Annotated in this window: 18 protein-coding genes, 1 pseudogene and 1 riboswitch; of the genes and pseudogenes, 13 read left to right on the top strand and 6 right to left on the bottom strand. The window is 63.2% G+C overall.

Annotated features, from left to right (window positions below; genetic code table 11):
* Window position 1 precedes the first annotated feature (1 nt).
* From BGI27_RS07005 to BGI27_RS06990, 4 genes are all read left to right on the top strand, one after another.
* The gene (locus BGI27_RS07005; protein ID WP_095524210.1) at window positions 2-1,240 is read left to right on the top strand and encodes a glycerate kinase type-2 family protein; all 1,239 of its coding nucleotides are present in this window, start codon (window positions 2-4) and stop codon (window positions 1,238-1,240) included.
* 90 nt (window positions 1,241-1,330) lie between these two features.
* On the top strand, window positions 1,331-2,125 hold the full coding sequence (locus BGI27_RS07000) for an amidohydrolase family protein (RefSeq protein ID WP_223871651.1): 795 nt from the start codon (window positions 1,331-1,333) through the stop codon (window positions 2,123-2,125).
* Between the two features lie 248 nt (window positions 2,126-2,373).
* A complete protein-coding gene (locus BGI27_RS06995) occupies window positions 2,374-3,132 on the top strand; it encodes a GNAT family N-acetyltransferase (RefSeq protein ID WP_095524177.1) in 759 nt (252 codons plus the stop codon).
* Window positions 3,133-3,197: 65 nt separating this feature from the next.
* A complete protein-coding gene (locus tag BGI27_RS06990) occupies window positions 3,198-4,031 on the top strand; it encodes a lysophospholipid acyltransferase family protein (RefSeq protein ID WP_095524176.1) in 834 nt (277 codons plus the stop codon).
* 83 nt (window positions 4,032-4,114) lie between these two features.
* On the opposite strand, the gene BGI27_RS06985 is transcribed toward BGI27_RS06990, so the two are convergent.
* The 6 genes from BGI27_RS06985 to BGI27_RS06960 all read right to left on the bottom strand — a co-directional run bounded on the left by BGI27_RS06985 (window position 4,115) and on the right by BGI27_RS06960 (window position 9,866).
* Window positions 4,115-5,302, bottom strand: a complete 1,188-nt coding sequence (locus tag BGI27_RS06985) for a class I SAM-dependent rRNA methyltransferase (protein WP_095524175.1) — start codon at window positions 5,300-5,302, stop codon at window positions 4,115-4,117.
* Window positions 5,303-5,466: 164 nt separating this feature from the next.
* Window positions 5,467-6,402, bottom strand: a complete 936-nt coding sequence (locus BGI27_RS06980) for a tyrosine recombinase XerC (RefSeq protein ID WP_095524174.1) — start codon at window positions 6,400-6,402, stop codon at window positions 5,467-5,469.
* A gap of 64 nt (window positions 6,403-6,466) precedes the next feature.
* On the bottom strand, window positions 6,467-7,117 hold the full coding sequence (locus BGI27_RS06975; RefSeq protein ID WP_095524173.1) for a DUF484 family protein: 651 nt from the start codon (window positions 7,115-7,117) through the stop codon (window positions 6,467-6,469).
* A gap of 27 nt (window positions 7,118-7,144) precedes the next feature.
* Window positions 7,145-7,975 carry a diaminopimelate epimerase gene (gene dapF / locus BGI27_RS06970; protein ID WP_095524172.1) on the bottom strand — a complete coding sequence of 277 codons (831 nt, stop codon included), beginning with the start codon at window positions 7,973-7,975 and terminating at the stop codon, window positions 7,145-7,147.
* A 51-nt stretch (window positions 7,976-8,026) separates the two neighbouring features.
* A complete protein-coding gene (locus BGI27_RS06965) occupies window positions 8,027-8,899 on the bottom strand; it encodes a lysophospholipid acyltransferase family protein (protein WP_095524171.1) in 873 nt (290 codons plus the stop codon).
* 88 nt (window positions 8,900-8,987) lie between these two features.
* Window positions 8,988-9,866, bottom strand: coding sequence for a lysophospholipid acyltransferase family protein (locus BGI27_RS06960; RefSeq protein ID WP_223871650.1), 879 nt, complete (start codon window positions 9,864-9,866; stop codon window positions 8,988-8,990).
* A gap of 199 nt (window positions 9,867-10,065) precedes the next feature.
* Here BGI27_RS06960 and metK point away from each other — a divergent pair, with 199 nt between their 5' ends.
* The 9 genes and pseudogenes from metK to rplS all read left to right on the top strand — a co-directional run bounded on the left by metK (window position 10,066) and on the right by rplS (window position 19,074).
* Window positions 10,066-11,229 carry a methionine adenosyltransferase gene (gene metK / locus BGI27_RS06955; RefSeq protein WP_095524169.1) on the top strand — a complete coding sequence of 388 codons (1,164 nt, stop codon included), beginning with the start codon at window positions 10,066-10,068 and terminating at the stop codon, window positions 11,227-11,229.
* 436 nt (window positions 11,230-11,665) lie between these two features.
* Window positions 11,666-13,747 carry a putative bifunctional diguanylate cyclase/phosphodiesterase gene (locus tag BGI27_RS06950; RefSeq protein WP_141239707.1) on the top strand — a complete coding sequence of 694 codons (2,082 nt, stop codon included), beginning with the start codon at window positions 11,666-11,668 and terminating at the stop codon, window positions 13,745-13,747.
* A gap of 17 nt (window positions 13,748-13,764) precedes the next feature.
* A riboswitch (S-adenosyl-L-homocysteine riboswitch) is annotated at window positions 13,765-13,854 on the top strand.
* 79 nt (window positions 13,855-13,933) lie between these two features.
* Entirely contained in the window at window positions 13,934-15,334 is a 1,401-nt protein-coding gene (gene ahcY, locus BGI27_RS06945) for an adenosylhomocysteinase (protein WP_170942932.1), read from the top strand.
* Between the two features lie 61 nt (window positions 15,335-15,395).
* A complete protein-coding gene (locus BGI27_RS06940) occupies window positions 15,396-16,193 on the top strand; it encodes a TlyA family RNA methyltransferase (RefSeq protein WP_095524167.1) in 798 nt (265 codons plus the stop codon).
* A 9-nt stretch (window positions 16,194-16,202) separates the two neighbouring features.
* A pseudogene (locus tag BGI27_RS06935) lies at window positions 16,203-16,990 on the top strand (methylenetetrahydrofolate reductase).
* 73 nt (window positions 16,991-17,063) lie between these two features.
* Window positions 17,064-17,315 (top strand): 30S ribosomal protein S16, encoded by a 252-nt coding sequence (gene rpsP / locus BGI27_RS06930; protein ID WP_095524166.1) that lies wholly within the window; start codon window positions 17,064-17,066, stop codon window positions 17,313-17,315.
* 16 nt (window positions 17,316-17,331) lie between these two features.
* A complete protein-coding gene (gene rimM / locus BGI27_RS06925) occupies window positions 17,332-17,841 on the top strand; it encodes a ribosome maturation factor RimM (RefSeq protein WP_095524165.1) in 510 nt (169 codons plus the stop codon).
* Window positions 17,841-18,626, top strand: a complete 786-nt coding sequence (gene trmD / locus BGI27_RS06920) for a tRNA (guanosine(37)-N1)-methyltransferase TrmD (protein WP_095524164.1) — start codon at window positions 17,841-17,843, stop codon at window positions 18,624-18,626. Before rimM ends, trmD begins: the two co-directional genes overlap by 1 nt.
* Window positions 18,627-18,708: 82 nt before the next feature.
* Entirely contained in the window at window positions 18,709-19,074 is a 366-nt protein-coding gene (rplS, locus tag BGI27_RS06915) for a 50S ribosomal protein L19 (RefSeq protein ID WP_095524163.1), read from the top strand.
* The last annotated feature ends 155 nt before the right edge of the window (window positions 19,075-19,229 follow it).

The following is a 19,229-nucleotide window of genomic DNA, read 5'->3' as shown; positions in this document are numbered from 1 at the left end:
GATGTTCGCGGCGGCGGTGGCTGCCGCCCAGCCGGCGCTGTGCCTGCCGCCGCTGCTGCCGGAGCGCCCGCGCGGGCGCCTGGTGGTGATCGGCGCGGGCAAGGCTTCGGCCGAGATGGCACGCGTGGTCGAAACGCACTGGCAGGGCCCGCTTTCCGGGCTGGTGGTGACGCGCTATGGCTACGAAGTGCTCTGCAGCCGTATCGAGATCGCCACTGCTGCCCATCCGGTGCCGGACGAAAACGGGCTGGCCGCCTCGCGTCGCATGCTCGATCTGGTGGGTGGGCTGACCGAAGACGACACCGTGCTGTGCCTGATCTCGGGCGGCGGCTCGGCCTTGCTGCCCTTGCCTTTGCCGGGCATCAGCCTCGAAGACAAGCAGGACATCAATCGCGCACTATTGAAGTCCGGCGCCTCGATCAGCGAAATGAACTGCGTGCGGCGTCACCTCTCGGCGATCAAGGGCGGACGGCTGGGCGCTGCCTGCCATCCGGCGCGCGTGGTGACGCTACTGATCTCCGACGTGCCTGGCGATCATCCGGTGGACATTGCCTCCGGTCCGACGGTGGCGGACCCCACCACCTGTGCCGACGCAATGGTCATCGTGGATCGTTACGGGGTAGAACTTCCTCTCGCCGCGCGCCGCCTGCTGGAAAGCGGCGAGGGTGAATCCGTGAAGCCCGGCGATGCGCGCCTTGCCGGCAGCAGCCATCACTTCATCGCCACGCCGGCGATGGCGCTTGAGGCGGCTGCGAAGCTTGCGCGCGAAGCCGGCTACCCGGTCTACAACCTGGGCGACAGCCTGGAGGGTGAAGCGCGCGACATGGGCAAGGTGATGGCCGGCATCGTGCGCAACGTCGCCGCCACGGGCCAGCCCTTCAAGCCGCCCTGCGTGCTGCTCTCGGGCGGTGAGGCCACCGTCACCGTGCGTGGCAAGGGGCGTGGCGGGCGCAACGTCGAGTTCCTGCTCTCGCTGGGTGTGGCGCTTGAGGGCGTGCCCGACGTCTGGGCCCTGGCTGGCGACACCGACGGCGTCGATGGCCTGGAAGAGATCGCCGGTGCCGTGCTCACGCCGGATTCACTGGCTCGCGCCTGGGCCAAGGGCGTCCGGCCGCGCCAGTCGCTGGACAACAACGACGGCCATGGTTTTTTCGGCGCGCTGGGGGACGCCGTGATCACCGGGCCGACGCTGACCAACGTAAACGACTTCCGCGCCATCCTGATCGACGCGGAACCGTAAGCGGCCTGCATTCCTTTCTGCAATTTCCGTGTTTCCTGCCTGCCTTGCACCCGGTGCAGGGCGGCGCTTTCCTGACGAAAGGGATTCATCATGCAAAGACGCAGTTTTCTCAAGGCCGCTGCAGCCTCGGCCATGGCCATGCCGCTCGGAGTGCCTGTGCTGGCGGCGACAGAGCTCCCGCCGCTGCTGATCGACTCCCACGTTCATGTCTGGAAGCGCGACCCGGCCTTTCCGTTCTCGCCGGACCGCAAACCGCCCGAGACCGATGCTTCGGCAGAGATGGTGCTGGATCTGATGCGCGCCAATGGTGTGGCGCGCACGGTACTGATCCAGATGATCACCTACAAGTGGGACAACAGCTACATCGCGGACGTCCTCAAACGCTATCCGCAGCAATTCCAGGGCGTCTGCCGGGTGAATCCGGAAGACCCGGCCGCGCCGGACAGTCTGAGCCGGCTGGTGGAGGAGCAGGGCTTCCGCGGTGTGCGTATCAGTCCTTACGAAAGCGCGGCGGACGACTGGATCAAGGGGCCGCTGATGCCACCACTGTGGCGTCGCTGCAATGCGTTGAAGGTGCCGATGACGGTGCTGACCGTGCCTTCTCGTCTGCCGGAACTGATACCGCTGATCGAGCGGAATCGGGAGCTGACCGTGGTTATCGACCACATGGCGGACATTCCCGCAAATCGTCCGGATCAACTGGCCCTGCTGCTGGCGCTGGCGCGTTATCCCAATGTGTTCCTGAAGATCTTGCACATGTGGAAGGTCTCGGCCCAGCCTTATCCGTATGCTGACGCCAAGGATCAGGTAAAGCGCCTCTACGATGCTTTCGGCGCCAAACGCCTGATGTGGGGCACGGACTGGCCGGTATCGCTTCCCCCCTGAGCTACGCCCAGGCCGTGGCGCTGTTCCGTGACCATCTGGATTTCCTGCCGGCGGCGGAGCGGGCCGAAATTCTGTCCGGTACGGTACAGCGGGTCTGGAATTTCGGACTCTGAACCGCATGGGCACGCAGCGCTGCTGCGCCGTGCCCATGTAACCTGCCTGCAACCAGAGAGTAACCATCGCGCAACAGCGTCTGCCTACAGTGGCGGCACGCGGGTCTGGTGCCCGCCGCCCAAAGGAGGCATTGCATGCTGCGCGTCGAATCACAAGCTGTAGAACAAAAGTCTCGCGATCTCTGGGTCGGCCTCGCGGCCACCGAGTCCGAAATCCTGGAAGCGCAGAAGCTGCGTTACCGCGTGTTCGCCGAGGAAATGGGCGCACGCCTGAACACCCGCACCCCCGGCGTGGATCGCGACCACTTCGATGCGCACTGCCAGCATCTGATCGTGCGCGACGAGGCGCAGGGTCGCATCGTCGGCACCTACCGCATCCTCACGCCGGAAGCCGCACGCCGTATCGGCGGTTACTACTCCGAAACCGAATTCGACCTCACCCGCCTGCAGCATCTTCGCCCGGGGCTGGTGGAGATCGGCCGTTCCTGCATCGATGCCGATTACCGCACGGGGGCCGTGATCACGCTGCTGTGGAACGGGCTGTCGCGTTTCATGCTGGCCAACGGCTACGATCACCTGATGGGCTGCGCCAGCGTCGGCATGGCCGATGGCGGCCACAACGCAGCCAACCTCTACCGCGCGTTGCAGGACAAGCTGGCGCCTGTGGAGTACCACGTGTTCCCGCGCAATCCGCTGCCGGTCGAGGCACTGGCCAGCGATATCCGCGCCGAGCTGCCGCCGCTACTCAAGGGCTATCTGCGCGCAGGTGCCCAGGTGTGTGGCGCGCCGGCCTGGGATCCCGACTTCAATACCGCGGATCTGTTCATCCTGCTGTCGATGAAGCGCGTGGATTCGCGCTACGCCAAGCACTTCGTCGAACGTCAGGGCGCGTGAAAGCCCTGTCGGAGCAATCGGCGCCCGGCGCTAGAATCCCGCAGGATTCTTCGTTCCGAGCCCCGATGACGTTTCTTTGCGCCACGCTGCGTGAAATCCGCGCCTTCTGCCGCCTGATCGGTGTCTTCACCCTGATCGGGGGAGGGCTGCTGACGGCACGCCTGCTGTTTCCATGCTGGACGCCCGCAAGATGCTGGCGCGTGAAGCAGGGCTGGGCGCGGCTTCTGCTGCATGTGCTGGGTGTGCGCCTGCGGGCGCCAGCGACCCCCTTGCCCGCGGCTGCGCTGATCGTCAGCAACCATACTTCCTGGCTGGATGTGTTCGTGATCAATGCCGTCACGCCGACGCATTTCGTCTGCAAGTACGATGTGCGTGACTGGCCTCTGATCGGCGCATTGGTGAGCCTGACCGGAACGCTTTACATCGCACGCGGCAGCCGGGCTGCTGCGGCGCGCTCCGCCGGGGCCATCGCGGCGCGGCTGGGCGGTGGCGATCGGGTGGCCGTGTTTCCGGAAGGCACCACGACGCACGGTGAGCGCCTGCTGCCGTTCCGCCCAGCCCTGTTCCAGGCTGCCGTGGATGCCGGCGTGCCGGTGCAGCCGATGGCCCTGCGTTACGAGGATGCACAAGGCCGGCCCAGTCTGGCGCCAGCTTACGATGGCGAGATCAGTTTCTGGCAATGTCTGTGTGCGATAGCCCGCGCCTCGGGGTTGCAGGCGCGGCTGACATTCCTGGAGCCTCTGGCACCGAATGCGGACCGGCGGATTCTGGCGCAACAGGCCGAAACGCAGATCGCGGCAGAACTCGGCCTGGTGCGGCCTCTTGAAGAATACGTGGACCGCGAGCTTCAGGACGCGCCGGAAATATCTGTTCTGGGATCGCGTCGTACGGAATTCTGAGAGCATTAGGGGCCATCAGAAATGGTGCGCTATGCGCACCGGCGCACCGTGGCGCTGCCTCACCATTCCGCGTATTTGCCCGCTCAGCCGATCTGACAGGCCAGCCCTTTGAGGTATTCGCCTTCGGGCACGGCCAGACCGATGGGGTGATCAGCACCGGCGGCAAGCCGGTGCAGGATGCGTGCATCCACCCCTGCGTCGACGGCGGCGCCAGCGACGATCTGCTGGAAAAGTTCCTGCCCGATGCCGCCGGAGCAGGAATAGGTCATCAGGATGCCGCCCGGGTTGAGCAGGCGGAAACCGAGAATGTTGATGTCCTTGTAGGCGCGTGCGGCACGCTGGGCGTGAGCCGCCGAGGGGGCGAACTTCGGTGGATCGAGCACGATGAGATCGAAACTGCGGCCTTCCGCGCGCAACTTGCGCAGCGCTTCGAAGACATCGGCTTCCCACCATTCGGCGCGGCTGGCGTCCAGTTGCGGGTTCAGTGTCAGATTGCGTTGCGCGGTGGCCAATGCCGGGCCGGAAGAGTCGATGGACAACACCGAACTGGCGCCGCCCGCCAGTGCCTGCAGCGAGAAGCCGCCCGTATAGCAGAAGCAATTGAGCACCGCGCGGCCCGCGCTGAGTTGCCCGGTGAGCAGGCGGTTGTCGCGCTGGTCGAGATAGAAACCGGTCTTGTGGCCGGCCACCACGTCGACTTCCATCTTCACACCGTTCTCGGTGATGGTGACGCTTGCAGGCAGCTCGCCGTGAAGGATTCCACTGCGGGGCTCCAGGCCTTCGAGTCGTCGTACGTCGGAGTCCGAGCGCTCATACACGCAGAGGCAGCCGGTGGCCTGGACCAGCCCGGCGACGATGGCATCGCGCCATTTCTCTCCGCCTGCACTGGTGAGCTGCAGCACCACGACCGCGCCGAAACGGTCGGCAATGATGCCGGGCAACCCGTCGGATTCGCCATGGATCAGGCGCAGACCATCCTGCCTGGCTAGATGCGGATGTGCCGTGCGGCGGGCGACGCAGGCGGCGATGCGGCGTTTGAAGAATCCGTGATCGATGGATTCCTCGGCGTCGAAACTCCACATCCGGGCGCGGATCTGTGAATCCGGCGAATAGGCTGCACGGCCCATGAACTGGCCACGGTCGTTGTAGACCTCGACGGTGTCACCCGGCCTGGAGCGGCCGGCCACCTTGGCCACGGAGCCAGCGAAGATCCAGGGGTGGCGGCGCATTACCGAGCGTTCCTTGCCCGGTGCGAGAGTCAGTTCAGCCATGGCGGGCCTGTCTGCGGAAATCTGGGAAGGGGCGGATTGTAGCGGAGGCGCGTGATCTGGGACTGCACGCAGGGAGTCGTGGCGGCGGCGTGTCCATACGAAAGAGGCGGAAATGGCCTCGCATTGGCACACGCCCCGCCTGCACCACCGTCGACGCCTGACCCTCACCCCTGTTTTTTTCTCGCCCTCGGATGCGCCGCGTCATACACCTTGGCCAGGTGCTGGAAATCGAGGTGGGTGTAGACCTGCGTGCTGCGGATGCTGGCATGACCTAGCAGTTCCTGCACCGCGCGCAGGTCGCCCGAGGACTGCAGCAGGTGCGAGGCGAAACAGTGGCGCAGCATGTGTGGGTGCACATGTTGCGCAGCGCCTTTCTCGCGTGCCCAACGCGCCAGGCGGGCGCGGATCATGCGGCCGGAGAGCCGGTAGCCGCGCTGGCTGACGAAGAGCGCGGCTTCATCGGGCGAGGCCAGGGTGGCTCGTGCCGCGAGCCAGGCCTGCAGGGCCTCGCGAGCCATGCCGCCGACGGGCACGCGGCGTGTCTTGCGGCGTTTGCCGAGCACGGTCACTTCGTCACCTTGCACGCTGTAGTCGCCGGCGATGTCGAGCATGGCGAGTTCGTCCAGCCGCAGGCCGGCGGAGTAGAGCAGTTCGAACATGGCGCGGTCGCGGATTTCGAGCAGATCGTCCGGCGCGGCATCGAGCAGTGCGTTGGCGGCATCCACGGATAGCGTGCGGGGCAGCGGCTTGCCGGCTTTGGGCGGGCGGATGCCCAGTACCGGATTGGCGTCCGCTTCGCCGCGTGCCAGCAGCCAGCGGAACAGACCACGCCAGGCCGACAGCGTACGGCCGATGGCACGCGGGCCGAGGCCGTTGGCGTGCAGGCGGGCGGCAAAGCGGCGGATGTCGGCAGCGCCCAGACTCAGCAGATCACGGCCGGTGGCGAGTGTCTGCAACTTGAGCAGGTCGCGCCGGTAGTTGCTCAGGGTGTGCGGGCTGGCACGGCACTGGTGGGCGAGGTAGTCCAGCCAGGCTTCCGCTTCGTTCGGGAGCCGGGCATCGGGCGTCGGGAGCGGAACGGTGGTGGACTTTGTTTTCACTTCAGACGGGCCCTGTTTTTTGGGGGCAGTCAGCGCATGAACAATATTGCGTCAGCGCCCGGCTTCAGCCGACGTGCTTGAGCACCGCCGCGCCGACCAGATCGCCGATGCGTTCGACATAGAGCGTGCCCATGCCGGGGAAGAAGCGCTGCGGGTCCTCGGAGCCCAGGGCCAGCATGCCGAAGACCTGGGCGTCGCGGCGTAGCGGGATGAGCGCCATGGATGCTATCAGGCCGGAGGATTCGCCAAACCAGCCAAGGATTTCTTCATGCTGCGCCGGGCCGGTGTAGGGCTGATGCAGGTCGGCGGCGAGGAAACGCAGCTCTTCGGAGACATCGGCGAATTCTTCGCTGTCCCGCTTGAGGATGCTGTTCCACACGCGCAGCGCCACATGCGGCACGGCGAAATCTTCCTGCAGATGGGCATATACGATGGCGCTCACGGCTTCGAACTCATCGGCCAGGAGCAGGGCCATGCTGAGTCGATGGACCTTGCTGGCGATGACGTCGTTTTCCTCGCCGAAGCTCACCAGTTCAGCGAGCTTGCTTTGCACCTGCGCGAGCTTTTCACGCAGGGTCAGCACCTGGCGCTCGGTCAGCGAGATCGCGTGGCCGTGGGTCGGGTGCGGGACGGAGAGCTGGGCAAGCAGATCGGAGTGCTCGGAGAAGAACTCGGGGCGGGAAGAAAGGAATTCGACGATGTCTTGTGGCGTCATGGCGTGCAGGATGTCAGGAATACGGGGTCAGATCTCTATGCTGCCCTCGAACACGATCACGGCAGGGCCGGTCATCAATACGGGGCTGCCCGGGCCGGCCCAGGCGATGGATAGTTCGCCGCCGCGCGTATGTACGCGTACCGGGGAGTCGAGCAGGCCGCGACGGATGCCGGCGACCACCGCGGCGCAGGCTCCGGTGCCACAGGCGAGCGTTTCTCCTGCGCCACGCTCATAGACACGCAGGCGGATACTGCGCCGATCCTCGATCTGCATGAAGCCCGCATTGACGCGGGCCGGGAAGCGCGGATGCTGCTCGATCAGCGGGCCGATCACGCCAACCGGAGCCGCATCCACATCATTGACGACCTGTACCGCGTGCGGATTGCCCATCGATACGGCCGTGATGACTACGCTTGCACCGGCGACCTCGAGCGTCTGTTCGACGGCATCGGAGTCTGACTGGAAGGGGATGCGCGCGGGGTCGAATACCGGCACGCCCATGTCTACGGTGACCAGGCCACCATCGGCCAGGCGCGGCTCGATGATGCCGGACTGTGTTTCGACGCGGATCGCGGTCTTGTCGGTGAGGCCGTGATCGACCACGAAGCGCGCGAAGCAGCGCGCGCCGTTGCCGCATTGCTCGACCTCGGAGCCGTCGGCGTTGAAGATACGGTAGCGGAAATCCACGCCGGCCCGCGCCGGGCGCTCGACCACCAGTAACTGGTCGCAGCCGATGCCGAAACGGCGGTCGGAGAGTTGCCTGGCCAGCGCGGACGTCATCGTCACGGAGTGGCTGATCGCGTCGACCACGACGAAGTCGTTGCCCAGGCCATGCATCTTGGTGAAGTGCAGTCTCATGGCGTCATTATCCTGCGAGTGCTTGGGTTCGCGCGTGAAGAGGTTCCGGTTTCAGTAAAACCTGGCCTCGCCGGCGGGGCGGGTCTTGAAGCGTTTGTGCACCCAATAGTACTGCTCGGGCGTCTTGCGTACTTCGCTTTCGATCCAGGCGTTCATGCGCGCCGTGTCCGTCTCGACATCCGTGCCGGGGAAATCGTTCCACGGCTCCTGGAACTCGCCGACATAGCCCTGACCCCAGGGTTTCATGCGCACCACCAGTGGCACTACGGCGGCGTCGGCCAGACGCGCGATGCGGGGCAGGCCCGGAACGGTGGCGGTCTGGATGCCGAAGAAGGGCACGAAGATGGATTCCTTGGGGCCGAAATCCAGATCCGGAAGATAGTAGAAGGGCCGGCCAAGCTTCATGGCCTTCACCGCGCCGCGGATGCCGTCCTGGCGTGAGAGCAGTTCTTGCGAGCCGAAACGGGTGCGGCCGTGCAGCAGCATCTTTTCGATGAGCTTGTCGTTCTGTGCGGAATACATGCTCACGCAGTCCATCTCCATCGCCATGCGTGAGCCGGCCATGTCCAGTCCCACGAAATGCGGCACCAGCATCACGACTGCGCGGCCTTCGGCGTGCAGCTGGCGGATGCGATCGACGCCATTCAGCTCGACCAGCCGGCGGATCCGCGCTTCGGATGCCCACCACAACACGCCGCGCTCCAGCATCGAACGCGTGACGGCGACGCAGACGCGCCGCGCCATGTGGCGCCGCTCCGCCGCGGACTTTTCCGGAAAGCACAGGCGCAGGTTGGTTGCCAGCACGCGGCAGCGCGGCAGCACGAGCAGGTACAGCAGATGGCCGAACAGCCAGCCGCAGGCCGCCTGGACGGGGAGTGGGAGCCAGTGGAAACACCACAGGCCGGCAAGGAAGATGCGGGTCATTGCGTGTGGGGTGAATGGTGAAGGGTGAAATTGTGGATGTGGGCTCCGGTGTGAATGGGGTGACCATTCACCCAGCGCGAAGCGCGCGTCACGATTCACCATTCACGGTTGGTTGCGGCGCGCCGGCCGGCGTCTTGTAGCGGTTGTATGCCCACAGATATTGCGCCGGGCAACGCAGTATCAGCGTTTCGAGTTCGTGATTGATGGCGTGTACGCGCTCTTCCAGCGAACCTTCGATCGGTCGCCGAGGGGGTACGATGTGCAGCCGCCAGCCACGTCCGGGCAGGCGTTCGCCCCAGAACAGCAGTACCCGGGTGTTTTTCACCTCGGACAGGCGGGCCGCCAGCGTCATGGTGTAGGCCGGGCGGCCGAAGAACGGCGACCAGATGCCTTCGCCCTTGCCGGGCGCCTGATCCGGCAACAGACCGGTGGCTATGCCCTGGCGCAGTCCCTTGATGATCTGGCGGACGCCAGAGAGATCGGCCGTGACAAGGGTCAGTTGACCGCGCTCGCGTCCCGCGCGCAGCAGGGGTTCGATGGCTTTCTGCTTGGGAGGCCGATAGAGGATGCTGAAGGGCATGAAGCGGCCCATGTACAGCGAGGTGATCTCGAAGCAGCCCATGTGCGGCGTCAGCGCCAGCAGCGTGCTGCCCTCGGCCCGCAAGGCGTCCATATGCTCCATGCCCCGCACCTCGACCACGTGCGCCATCACTTCATCCAGTGGCCGTTGCCACACGAAGGGGAGCTCCAGCATCATGCGCCCGGTTTCGCGGGCATTCTCAAGCCGTTCGGACAGCGTGGGCTGGCGGCCCAGCGCACGCGCGTAGTTCTCGCGCAGATGCCGGCGCAGTCGAGGCGACAGGGCATGGGCCAGCATGCCGCCCAGGCCTCCCAGATGATGCAGGCAGGGTAGTGAGCAGCGCCCGAGCAGGCGGAACAGGAAAGGCAGGAGTTGCAGGCGGGGCACGACTGGACGGCTGGTTTTCGGGGCTTGCATTATAGGGGGCGCTCGCCAATAATCCGGGAACCGCCGAGTTAAAGACAACTTGCAGGGCGGTGGTGCGGCGGCAGCCGACATCGAAATTCTGCTAAAGCGTCGTCCGCTCGAACCCCGAAGTCGGCCGCGCCGACAATCATCCGGGGTTTTGTTGTTTGCGGAGCCAATAATGTCGAACGACTATCTGTTTACGTCCGAATCTGTATCCGAAGGCCATCCGGACAAGGTGGCTGACCAGATCTCCGATGCCATCCTCGACGCGATCCTGACCCAGGATCCGCGCTCCCGCGTGGCCGCCGAAACGTTGTGCAACACCGGCCTGGTGGTGCTGGCCGGCGAAATCACCACCAATGCCCACGTGGATTACATCCAGGTTGCGCGCGAGACCCTGCGCCGTATCGGCTACGACAACACCGAGTACGGCATCGATTACAAGGGCTGCGCGGTGATGGTCTGCTACGACAAGCAATCCAACGATATCGCCCAGGGCGTGGATCGTGCATCCGACGACTACCTGAACCAGGGGGCTGGCGACCAGGGCCTGATGTTCGGTTATGCCTGCGACGAGACGCCCGACCTGATGCCCGCGCCGATCTGGTACTCGCACCGTCTGGTGCAGCGCCAGAGCGAACTGCGCAAGGATGGCCGCCTCGCCTGGCTGCGCCCGGATGCGAAGAGCCAGGTCACCTTCCGTTACGTCGATGGCAAGCCGGTGGAAGTGGATACCGTCGTGATCTCCACCCAGCACGCACCGGAAGTTTCGCAGGAAACCATCCGTGAAGCGGTCATCGAAGACATCATCAAGGCTGTGATTCCGGCCGAGCTTTTGAAGAACCCGAAGTATCTGGTCAATCCGACTGGCCGTTTCGTGATTGGTGGCCCGCAGGGCGACTGCGGCCTGACTGGCCGCAAGATCATCGTGGATACTTATGGCGGCGCTTGTCCGCACGGGGGCGGTGCTTTCTCCGGCAAGGATCCATCCAAGGTCGACCGTTCCGCAGCCTACGCTGCGCGGTATGTGGCGAAGAACGTCGTGGCCGCCGGCCTGGCTCGGCAATGTCAGGTTCAGGTCGCCTACGCCATCGGTGTTGCGCAACCGATGAACGTGACGGTGTTCACCGAGGGTACCGGTGTGATTGCGGATGAGAAGATCGCCGCACTGGTGGCGGAACATTTCGATCTGCGGCCCAAGGGCATCATCCAGATGCTTGACTTGCTGCGTCCGATTTACGCCAAGACGGCTGCTTATGGCCACTTCGGTCGTAGCGAGCCCGAGTTCAGCTGGGAGCATGCGGACAAGGCTGCGGCACTGCGCGCGGCGGCCGGGTTGTGAGCGGCGCGTGTTGACCGCATTCTTTCCCGGGTGCCATCGTTGCCGAGATCGGCACGGTGCGTATCTGGCGTGAGCAAAACATGAAGGGCTGCCCGATGGGTGGCCCTTCTTGTTTCCGGGAAAACCGGACGTCATTGATTGGGGGCGATAGGCTATTTGGTGTGCCATATGCCTTTCGAAGTAGTTTTCGCTTGCTGAGCGCCTGCTCGGCCTTCAGAATTAACTGCACGATCCGTACAAAATGTCTTCCTTGGGGATGACGCGCTTACAAAGAAAGGGGTACGTGGCGGTGCGGGAAAATCCGGACGCGCAACACGAAGCACCGATGTCGTTTGCCATGGAGCAGCCCGAACCCGAGCCGGAGGCTTCCGGTCGGGCATAACGCTGCCTGATTGTTGATGACGACGAGAAAGTGCATCGTTCCCTGGCCTTTGCCATGAGCAAGCTGCCCGTGCTCGATGGGCGCATCGAGTGGTTGCATGCCTATTCTGCGCGGGAAGGGCTGGAGATCCTGGCGCGCGAGGCGGATATCGCGGTCGTCATGCTCGATGTGGTGATGGAGCATGAGCACGCCGGTCTGCAGATGGTGCGTGCCATCCGCGAGGATCTCGGCCTGCACGACACACGTATCGTGCTGCATACAGGGCAGCCGGGATTCGCGCCGGAAATTGCCGCTGTTCGCGATTACGACATCAACGACTACCGCAGCAAGGCCCAGCTCACTCGGGGCCAGGTTTACACCTGCCTTTCCTCGGCCATTCGTGCCTATCGCCAGATCCGTACGCTTGAAGCCAACCGCCGCACCTTGCGCGAGATCCTGCACGCGGGTGTGAATCTGATGGGGCAGGCTGACGACGAGTCGTTTGCCCGAACGGTGCTGGAGCAACTGGCACAGCTGCTGCACGCGCCGGTCAACGGATTTGCCATGCGGCGCGATGCCCGTTCAGGCGATGTGAAGATCATCTGTGCTGTCAAGGACTTCAAGTCCTTGCTCGGGCATGGGCTGGCGGCGCTGCCGGATACGCAGATCGTGCTGTGTTGTCAGGAGAGCTCGGACGCTGGCGGCGCCAGTTGGTGCGAGCGTGGGCTGGCGATTTCGCTGTCGGCGCGTGATGGCAGCCTGATGACCTGTTATCTAGAATTGCCGGCAAGCCTGCCACGTTTCGTCGATGAGGGCGTGCTGGACATCTTTATCGGGCATTTCGCCTCTTGCCTCGACAATCATGCGTTGCTCGAGCATCTGCATCACGAAGCCTTGTACGACAGTCTGCTCGGACTGCCCAATCGCCGCTGGCTCAGCGAGGCGCTGGACGGACTGCAACGTTCCGGCGCGGAGGCTGCGCAGATATTGGCGCTGATCGACGTCGATCGTTTCGGTGAGATCAACGAAGCGCTCGGGCAGAGTTTCGGCGATGAGTTGCTGCGCGCCGTAGGGCAGCGCCTGCGCACACGGCTGGCGGACTCGCTGACGGTGTCGCGCATTGCTGCGGATACTTTTGCCGTGCTCGGCGATGCCGGGCTGCTGACAGAAGAAGAGCTGAAATCCCTGTTCGTGCAGCCATTGCCGGTGCAGGGGCAGGAGGCGATGGTGTCGGTGACCATCAGCCTGACCCGCCTGGGGGATGTGGCCAGTGCCAATGGTGCTGCGGTGCTGGAGGCCGGATTCCAGACCCTGCGTATGGCACGCCAGCACCAGCGCGGATCGATCGCCTGGTATCGGCCGGAGTATTCACGGCAGACGCAGGAGCGCGTCGGCTTGCTCACGGGATTGCGCCAGAGTCTGCGCAGCGGGGGCTTCTTTGTCGTCTATCAGCCGCAGTTGATCATCGCCACCCAGGCGCTGGTAGGTCTGGAAGCGTTGGTGCGCTGGCGAACCGACAGCGGTGAGCTGGTCGGTCCGGATCAGTTCATCCCGGTGGCGGAACAATCCGGCCTGATTCGTGAAATCGGCCTGTTGGTGCTGCGCGATGCCTGTACCGAACTCGCACACCTGCATGCGCACGGCCAGCCGGGCCTGCGCATGGCCGTGAATGTGTCGGCGATCCAGTTCCGGCACCCGGATTTTTTGGTCGATCTGCGCGCAATCATCGCGGAAACCGGTATCGATGCGCGTTGTCTGGAGCTGGAAATCACGGAATCCATCGCCATGGAAGACGCCGCCTATGTGCGCCAGACGCTGGACGCGCTGCACACGATGGGCGTACAGCTGGCCGTGGATGACTTCGGCACGGGTTACTCCTCGCTGGCGCAACTCAAGCGCCTTGCCGTGGATCGCCTGAAGATCGACCGGGCATTCGTGCTGGAGCTCAGCGAAACTTCCCTGGATGCCAGCATTGCCGGTGTGGTGATCCAGCTCGGACATCGCCTGGGCAAAGCGGTGATCGCCGAGGGGGTCGAGACGCCGGAGCAGGCGGTTTTGCTTGCGCGGCTGGGCTGCGTGGAAGCGCAGGGCTATCTATACGCCAGACCCATGTCGGCGGATGAGCTGCATGGCTGGATGGCTGCGCGCCGCGCCTGAGTCGCCTATAATCCAGCACCTCCGAGGAGCGCTGCGAGATCCTTTTGCGATCCCAGGCTCGGAACCCGCCGTATCGGCGGGATTCGTTCCAACTGCGCTCACCTGTTCAACCGTGCCGGGCACGGGTAGACGGTGAGCCATCTCTTGCTCCCCTCCCGATCCGGCCACCTGTTCAAAGAGAACATCGTGGCTCAATCCAATGATTATGTGATCACAGACCTTGCCCTGGCCGATTGGGGGCGCAAGGAAATCAGGATCGCCGAAGGCGAGATGCCCGGCCTGATGGCCATTCGCGAGGAATTTGCGAAAAGCCAGCCGCTCAAGGGAGCGCGCATCACCGGTTCGTTGCACATGACGATTCAGACCGCCGTGCTGATCGAGACGCTGAAGGCGCTGGGCGCCGACGTGCGCTGGGCTTCATGCAACATCTTCTCGACGCAGGATCATGCCGCCGCCGCCATCGCCGCAGCGGGTATTCCCGTGTTCGCCAAGAAGGGCGAGTCGCTGACCGAATATTGGGATTACACGCACCGCATCTTTGAATGGACTGACGGTGGCTACTCCAACATGATCCTCGACGACGGTGGTGATGCCACGCTGCTGCTGCACCTGGGAGCTCGTGCCGAGAAGGACCTCTCGTTGCTGGCCAAACCGGGGTCAGAAGAAGAGACCATCCTGTTTGCTGCCATCAAGGCCAAGCTTGCGATTGATCCGACCTGGTACTCGGTACGTCTGGCGGAAATCAAGGGCGTGACCGAAGAAACCACCACCGGCGTGCATCGTCTGTACCAGATGCACCAGCGCGGTGAACTGAAGTTCCCTGCGATCAACGTGAATGACTCGGTCACCAAGAGCAAGTTTGACAACCTCTATGGCTGCCGTGAATCGCTGGTGGACGGTATCAAGCGCGCGACCGACGTGATGGTCGCCGGCAAGATCGCCGTGGTGGCTGGCTATGGCGACGTGGGCAAGGGGTCTGCTCAGGCGCTGCGCGCGCTCTCTGCCCAGGTCTGGGTCACCGAGATCGACCCGATCTGCGCGCTGCAGGCAGCCATGGAAGGCTACCGTGTGGTCACGATGGAATACGCAGCCGACAAGGCTGACATCTTCGTGACGACTACCGGCAACTTCCATGTCATCCGTCACGAGCACCTGGCGGCGATGAAGAACAATGCCATCGTCTGCAACATCGGCCACTTCGACAATGAGATCGATGTCGCTTCGCTCGAGAAGTATCAGTGGGAAGAGATCAAGCCGCAGGTGGATCACGTGATTTTCCCTTCTGGCCGCCGGATCATCCTGCTGGCCAAGGGGCGCCTGGTGAACCTGGGTTGTGCCACTGGCCACCCGAGCTACGTGATGTCGTCCTCGTTCGCGAATCAGACCATCGCGCAGATCGAACTGTTCACGAAGACCGCCGACTATCCGGTAGGTGTCTATACGCTACCGAAACATCTGGATGAAAAGGTCGCACGTCTGCAACTGAAGACGCTAAACGTGCAGCTCACCACGCTCACCGAAGAGCAGGCCAGATACATCGGTGTGCCGGTGGAAGGTCCGTACAAGGCCGACCATTACCGCTACTGAGCTCGATCGGGCCCGCCGCCCCGTGTACTCCTTCCATTCCCGCCAGCCCAAGCCGCGCGCAATGACCCGGGCGGCTCCAGTCGAAGGGCGCGGACAGCCGCGTGCCGACCAGTTGCTGGTCGAACGTGGGCTGGCCGAGTCGCGTACGGCTGCGCAGCGGATGATCGCTGCCGGGCGGGTCGGTTGGTGGGATCTGGGCGTCGTCAAGCCAGTGCGCAAGGCATCGGACGGCATTCCGGCCTCTGCCGAGCTGCTGGTAACGCCGGACGATACCGATCGGTTCGTCTCTCGTGGCGGCCTCAAGCTGGCGGGAGCATTGCAGGAGACCGGGCTCGATGTGCAGGGGTGGCATTGCTTGGATGTCGGACAAAGCACCGGCGGCTTCACCGATTGCTTGTTGCAGGCCGGGGCTGCGAGCGTGCTGGGTGTGGAAGTCGGGCATGGGCAACTGCATCCCCGGCTGGTGAGCGAGCCGCGCTGCAAGACCATCGAAGGTCTGAATGCCCGTGAATTGAGTCGGGACCAGCTTGGTTCGGGCGCTCCGGTTCAAGGGTTCGATCTGATCGTCTGTGACGCCAGCTTCATCTCGCTGACGCTGCTCCTGCCACGCTGGCCGGCATTGCTGGCCTCGGACGGGCGGATTCTGGCTCTGGCCAAGCCGCAGTTCGAGCTGGGGCCGCAGGCGCTGGGCAAGGGCGGCATCGTGCGCGACGCCGCACGCTATGCCGACGTGGAGGCACGGATACGCCAGGCTTGTGCCGAAGCGGAGCTGGAGGTGCTCGCCTGGTGCAATAGTCCGATCACCGGTGGTGATGGCAATCACGAGTTTTTCGTTTGCGCCCGCAAGGTGCAACGTTGAGGAATCGAAATGAGTAAGAAACTGGAGTTCAGTCTTGAATTCTTCCCCCCGGCGACTGCCGCCGGCGTCGAGAAACTGCGCGGAGTCAGGGATGAACTGGCTGAAGAGACCGCACCCTGGAAGTCGTGCGCGAGATCCGTCAGGCTGGGATTGGTGCCGCGCCTCATCTGTCCTGCATCGGCGCCACACAGGAGAGCATCCGCGAGCATCTGGCCGACTTTCGGGAGATCGGGGTGAAGCGTATCGTGGCGCTGCGTGGTGACCTACCGTCCGGCATGGCTGATCCGGGGGCGTTCCGGTACGCCAACGAGCTGGTCGAGTTCATCCGCAAGGAAAGCAGCGATGAATTCTTCCTGGAGGTTGCAGCCTATCCCGAAATCTATTCTCAGGCGCGCAGCTACGAAGCCGACCTGAAAGCCTTCGTCAACAAAGTCCGTGCGGGTGCCAATTCGGCGATCACCCAGTACTTCTACAATGCGGACGCCTATTTCACTTTCGTCGACGCCGTACGCCGTGCCGGCGTGACGGTGCCTGTGGTACCGGGCATCATGCCGATTGCCAGTTACAGCAAGCTTGCGCGTTTCTCCGAGAGTTGCGGAGCGGAAATCCCTCAGTGGATGAGGCGCAGGTTCGAGGGGTTTGGCGACGACGCGGAAAGTGTGCGCGCCTTTGGCCTGGACGTAGTGACCACGCTTTGCGAGCGACTGATTGAAGGTGGCGCCCCCAGCCTGCATTTCTACACGCTCAATCAGGCGGGGCTGGTGCGAGAGTTGTGTCAGCGCTTGTCTCTCGCTTGAGTTTCCGTGTTCGATCCGTTATATTCGCGCATTTTCTTGCGAGCTTGTCTCCATACACCGAGGAATTCCTGACATGGTTGTGATCCGTCTTGCCCGTGGTGGCGCCAAGAAGCGCCCCTTCTTCAACATCGTTGCCGCTGATTCGCGCAACCGTCGTGACGGTCGTTTCATCGAGCGCGTGGGCTATTACAACCCCGTCGCCTCTGGTGCCGAGACCGGTCTGCAGCTCAACGTCGAGCGCCTGACCTACTGGCAGCAGAATGGCGCCCAGCTGTCGCCGACGGTGGCCCGTCTGGTCAAGCAGCACGCCAAGGCTGCTGTCTGATTCAAGCAGCTGGCAAATGATCGTGATGGGGCGCGTTGTCGCCCCTTTTGGCATTCAGGGCTGGCTCAAGGTCCAGCCGTTGGGGGATGATCCTCTCTCGTGGCGGCGGATGCCGCAGTGGTGGGTCGGACGAAATCCCGAGTCCACGCGAAGCGAGGATTGGCAGGTGTTTTTGCCGCGAGGCCTGCGCTTTCATGGCAAAGGTCTTGTGGCTGCATTGGCAGAGGTGTGTGACCGTACGTCTGCCGAGTCGTTGGATGGTTGTTTCATCGCGGCCCCCAGGGAGGCTTTGCCGCCAACTGCCAAGGATGAGTATTACTGGGCAGATTTGGTTGGTCTGAGTGTTCTTGGCCGCGAAGGGGCCGAACTTGGCAAGGTTTGCGGGTTGCTGGATACCGGAGCCCATTCGGTATTGGAAGTTGAGCAAGGCGAAGCCATTCGTTTGATCCCGTTTGTTGGTGCGTATGTACTGGATGTGGATCTTGTATCCCAGGTCATCAAGGTGGATTGGGAAGTGGATTGGTGATGGAGTCCGGCGTGAAGCGCTTTGATGCGATCACCATCTTCCCCGAGATGTTCGAGGCAATCAGCGGTTTTGGGATATCTCGCCGGGCGCAGGAACGAGGGCTTTGGTCTCTGCGGTGCTGGAATCCAAGAGACTTCACCTCCGACGCGCATCGGACCGTAGATGATCGTCCGTTTGGTGGCGGTCCTGGCGTGGTGATGCTGGTGGAGCCTCTGCGAAAAGCGATTGCTGCCGCACAGGCGGGGCAGGTTGAAGCGACGGGCAAGAAGGCAAGGGTTGTTTACCTGTCGCCGCAAGGTGCGCCGCTAGACCATCAAGCAGTCATGCGTTTGGGGCAGGAAGCCGGGTTGATTCTGCTGTGTGGCAGATACGAAGGTGTTGATCAGCGCCTGATCGATACCTGCGTGGATGAAGAAGTATCCATTGGCGACTTTGTGGTTTCCGGTGGCGAATTGCCGGCGATGCTGCTGATCGATTCACTGGTGAGGCTACTGCCCGGCGCTTTGAACGATCCAGAGTCTGCTGTAGAGGATTCGTTTTTCGCTGGGTTGCTGGATTGTCCTCATTACACGCGCCCAGATGTGTTTGACGGAGAGAGGGTCCCTGCGGCGCTGCTCTCTGGCAATCATGCAGAGATACGGCGCTGGCGTTTGAAGCAGGCGCTGGGGCGGACGGAGTTGAGGCGCCCTGATCTGCTGAGGAGGCGCCAGCTGAGCAAGGAAGAAAATTCACTGCTTGAGGAATTCAGGCAGGAAAACAGCCTCGCAGAACACCGCGAGGCATAACGACGGCGCGCATCAGGTGGCGACCTGCTCTGCGCGAACGACCTGCAACACAGGTCCTAATTTGTTTCTTTAGGAGATACGCATGAATCTAATCCAGCAACTTGAGCAAGAAGAGATTGCTCGTCTTGGCAAGACCATCCCTGATTTTGCTCCTGGCGACACCGTTGTCGTTCAGGTCAAGGTGAAGGAAGGTACCCGGGAGCGCCTGCAGGCGTACGAAGGCGTGGTCATCGCCAAGCGCAACCGCAGCCTGAACTCCTCTTTCATCGTCCGCAAGATTTCCTCTGGCGAAGGCGTGGAGCGTACGTTCCAAACCTACTCGCCGCTGGTGGCTAGCATCGAAGTGAAGCGTCGTGGTGATGTGCGCCGCGCCAAGCTCTACTACCTGCGTGATCGTTCCGGCAAGTCGGCACGCATCAAGGAAAAGCTCAGCTTCAAGAAAGACTAAACAGACCGTAAGTCTGTTCGAGCAAAAGCGCCCCGCGAAGCGGGGCGCTTTTGTGTTTGTAGCTCATCGCGACGGGCGCGGGGGTTAAAGATCTTTTTGTAGAAAGTGGTTGACGAGTGGTCGTTGGTTGCCCATAATCTCGTTTCTCTGCTGCA

This window comes from Candidatus Dactylopiibacterium carminicum (genome assembly GCF_014736495.1).
In the GTDB taxonomy this organism is placed as follows: domain Bacteria; phylum Pseudomonadota; class Gammaproteobacteria; order Burkholderiales; family Rhodocyclaceae; genus Uliginosibacterium; species Uliginosibacterium carminicum.
Note: the sequence above shows the minus strand (reverse complement) of the source record. Positions and strands in the feature narration are given on the sequence as shown.

Excerpts from the sequence above, each read along its gene's own strand:
- BGI27_RS07005 (WP_095524210.1), top strand. The coding sequence starts at position 2 with ATGTTCGCGGCGGCGGTGGCTGCCGCCCAGCCGGCGCTGTGCCTGCCG.
- BGI27_RS07000 (WP_223871651.1), top strand. The coding sequence starts at position 1,331 with ATGCAAAGACGCAGTTTTCTCAAGGCCGCTGCAGCCTCGGCCATGGCC.
- BGI27_RS06995 (WP_095524177.1), top strand. The coding sequence starts at position 2,374 with ATGCTGCGCGTCGAATCACAAGCTGTAGAACAAAAGTCTCGCGATCTC.
- BGI27_RS06990 (WP_095524176.1), top strand. The coding sequence starts at position 3,198 with ATGACGTTTCTTTGCGCCACGCTGCGTGAAATCCGCGCCTTCTGCCGC.
- BGI27_RS06985 (WP_095524175.1), bottom strand. The coding sequence starts at position 5,302 with ATGGCTGAACTGACTCTCGCACCGGGCAAGGAACGCTCGGTAATGCGC.
- BGI27_RS06975 (WP_095524173.1), bottom strand. The coding sequence starts at position 7,117 with ATGACGCCACAAGACATCGTCGAATTCCTTTCTTCCCGCCCCGAGTTC.
- dapF (WP_095524172.1), bottom strand. The coding sequence starts at position 7,975 with ATGAGACTGCACTTCACCAAGATGCATGGCCTGGGCAACGACTTCGTC.
- BGI27_RS06965 (WP_095524171.1), bottom strand. The coding sequence starts at position 8,899 with ATGACCCGCATCTTCCTTGCCGGCCTGTGGTGTTTCCACTGGCTCCCA.
- metK (WP_095524169.1), top strand. The coding sequence starts at position 10,066 with ATGTCGAACGACTATCTGTTTACGTCCGAATCTGTATCCGAAGGCCAT.
- BGI27_RS06950 (WP_141239707.1), top strand. The coding sequence starts at position 11,666 with ATGAGCAAGCTGCCCGTGCTCGATGGGCGCATCGAGTGGTTGCATGCC.
- BGI27_RS06940 (WP_095524167.1), top strand. The coding sequence starts at position 15,396 with ATGACCCGGGCGGCTCCAGTCGAAGGGCGCGGACAGCCGCGTGCCGAC.
- rpsP (WP_095524166.1), top strand. The coding sequence starts at position 17,064 with ATGGTTGTGATCCGTCTTGCCCGTGGTGGCGCCAAGAAGCGCCCCTTC.
- rimM (WP_095524165.1), top strand. The coding sequence starts at position 17,332 with ATGATCGTGATGGGGCGCGTTGTCGCCCCTTTTGGCATTCAGGGCTGG.
- trmD (WP_095524164.1), top strand. The coding sequence starts at position 17,841 with ATGGAGTCCGGCGTGAAGCGCTTTGATGCGATCACCATCTTCCCCGAG.
- rplS (WP_095524163.1), top strand. The coding sequence starts at position 18,709 with ATGAATCTAATCCAGCAACTTGAGCAAGAAGAGATTGCTCGTCTTGGC.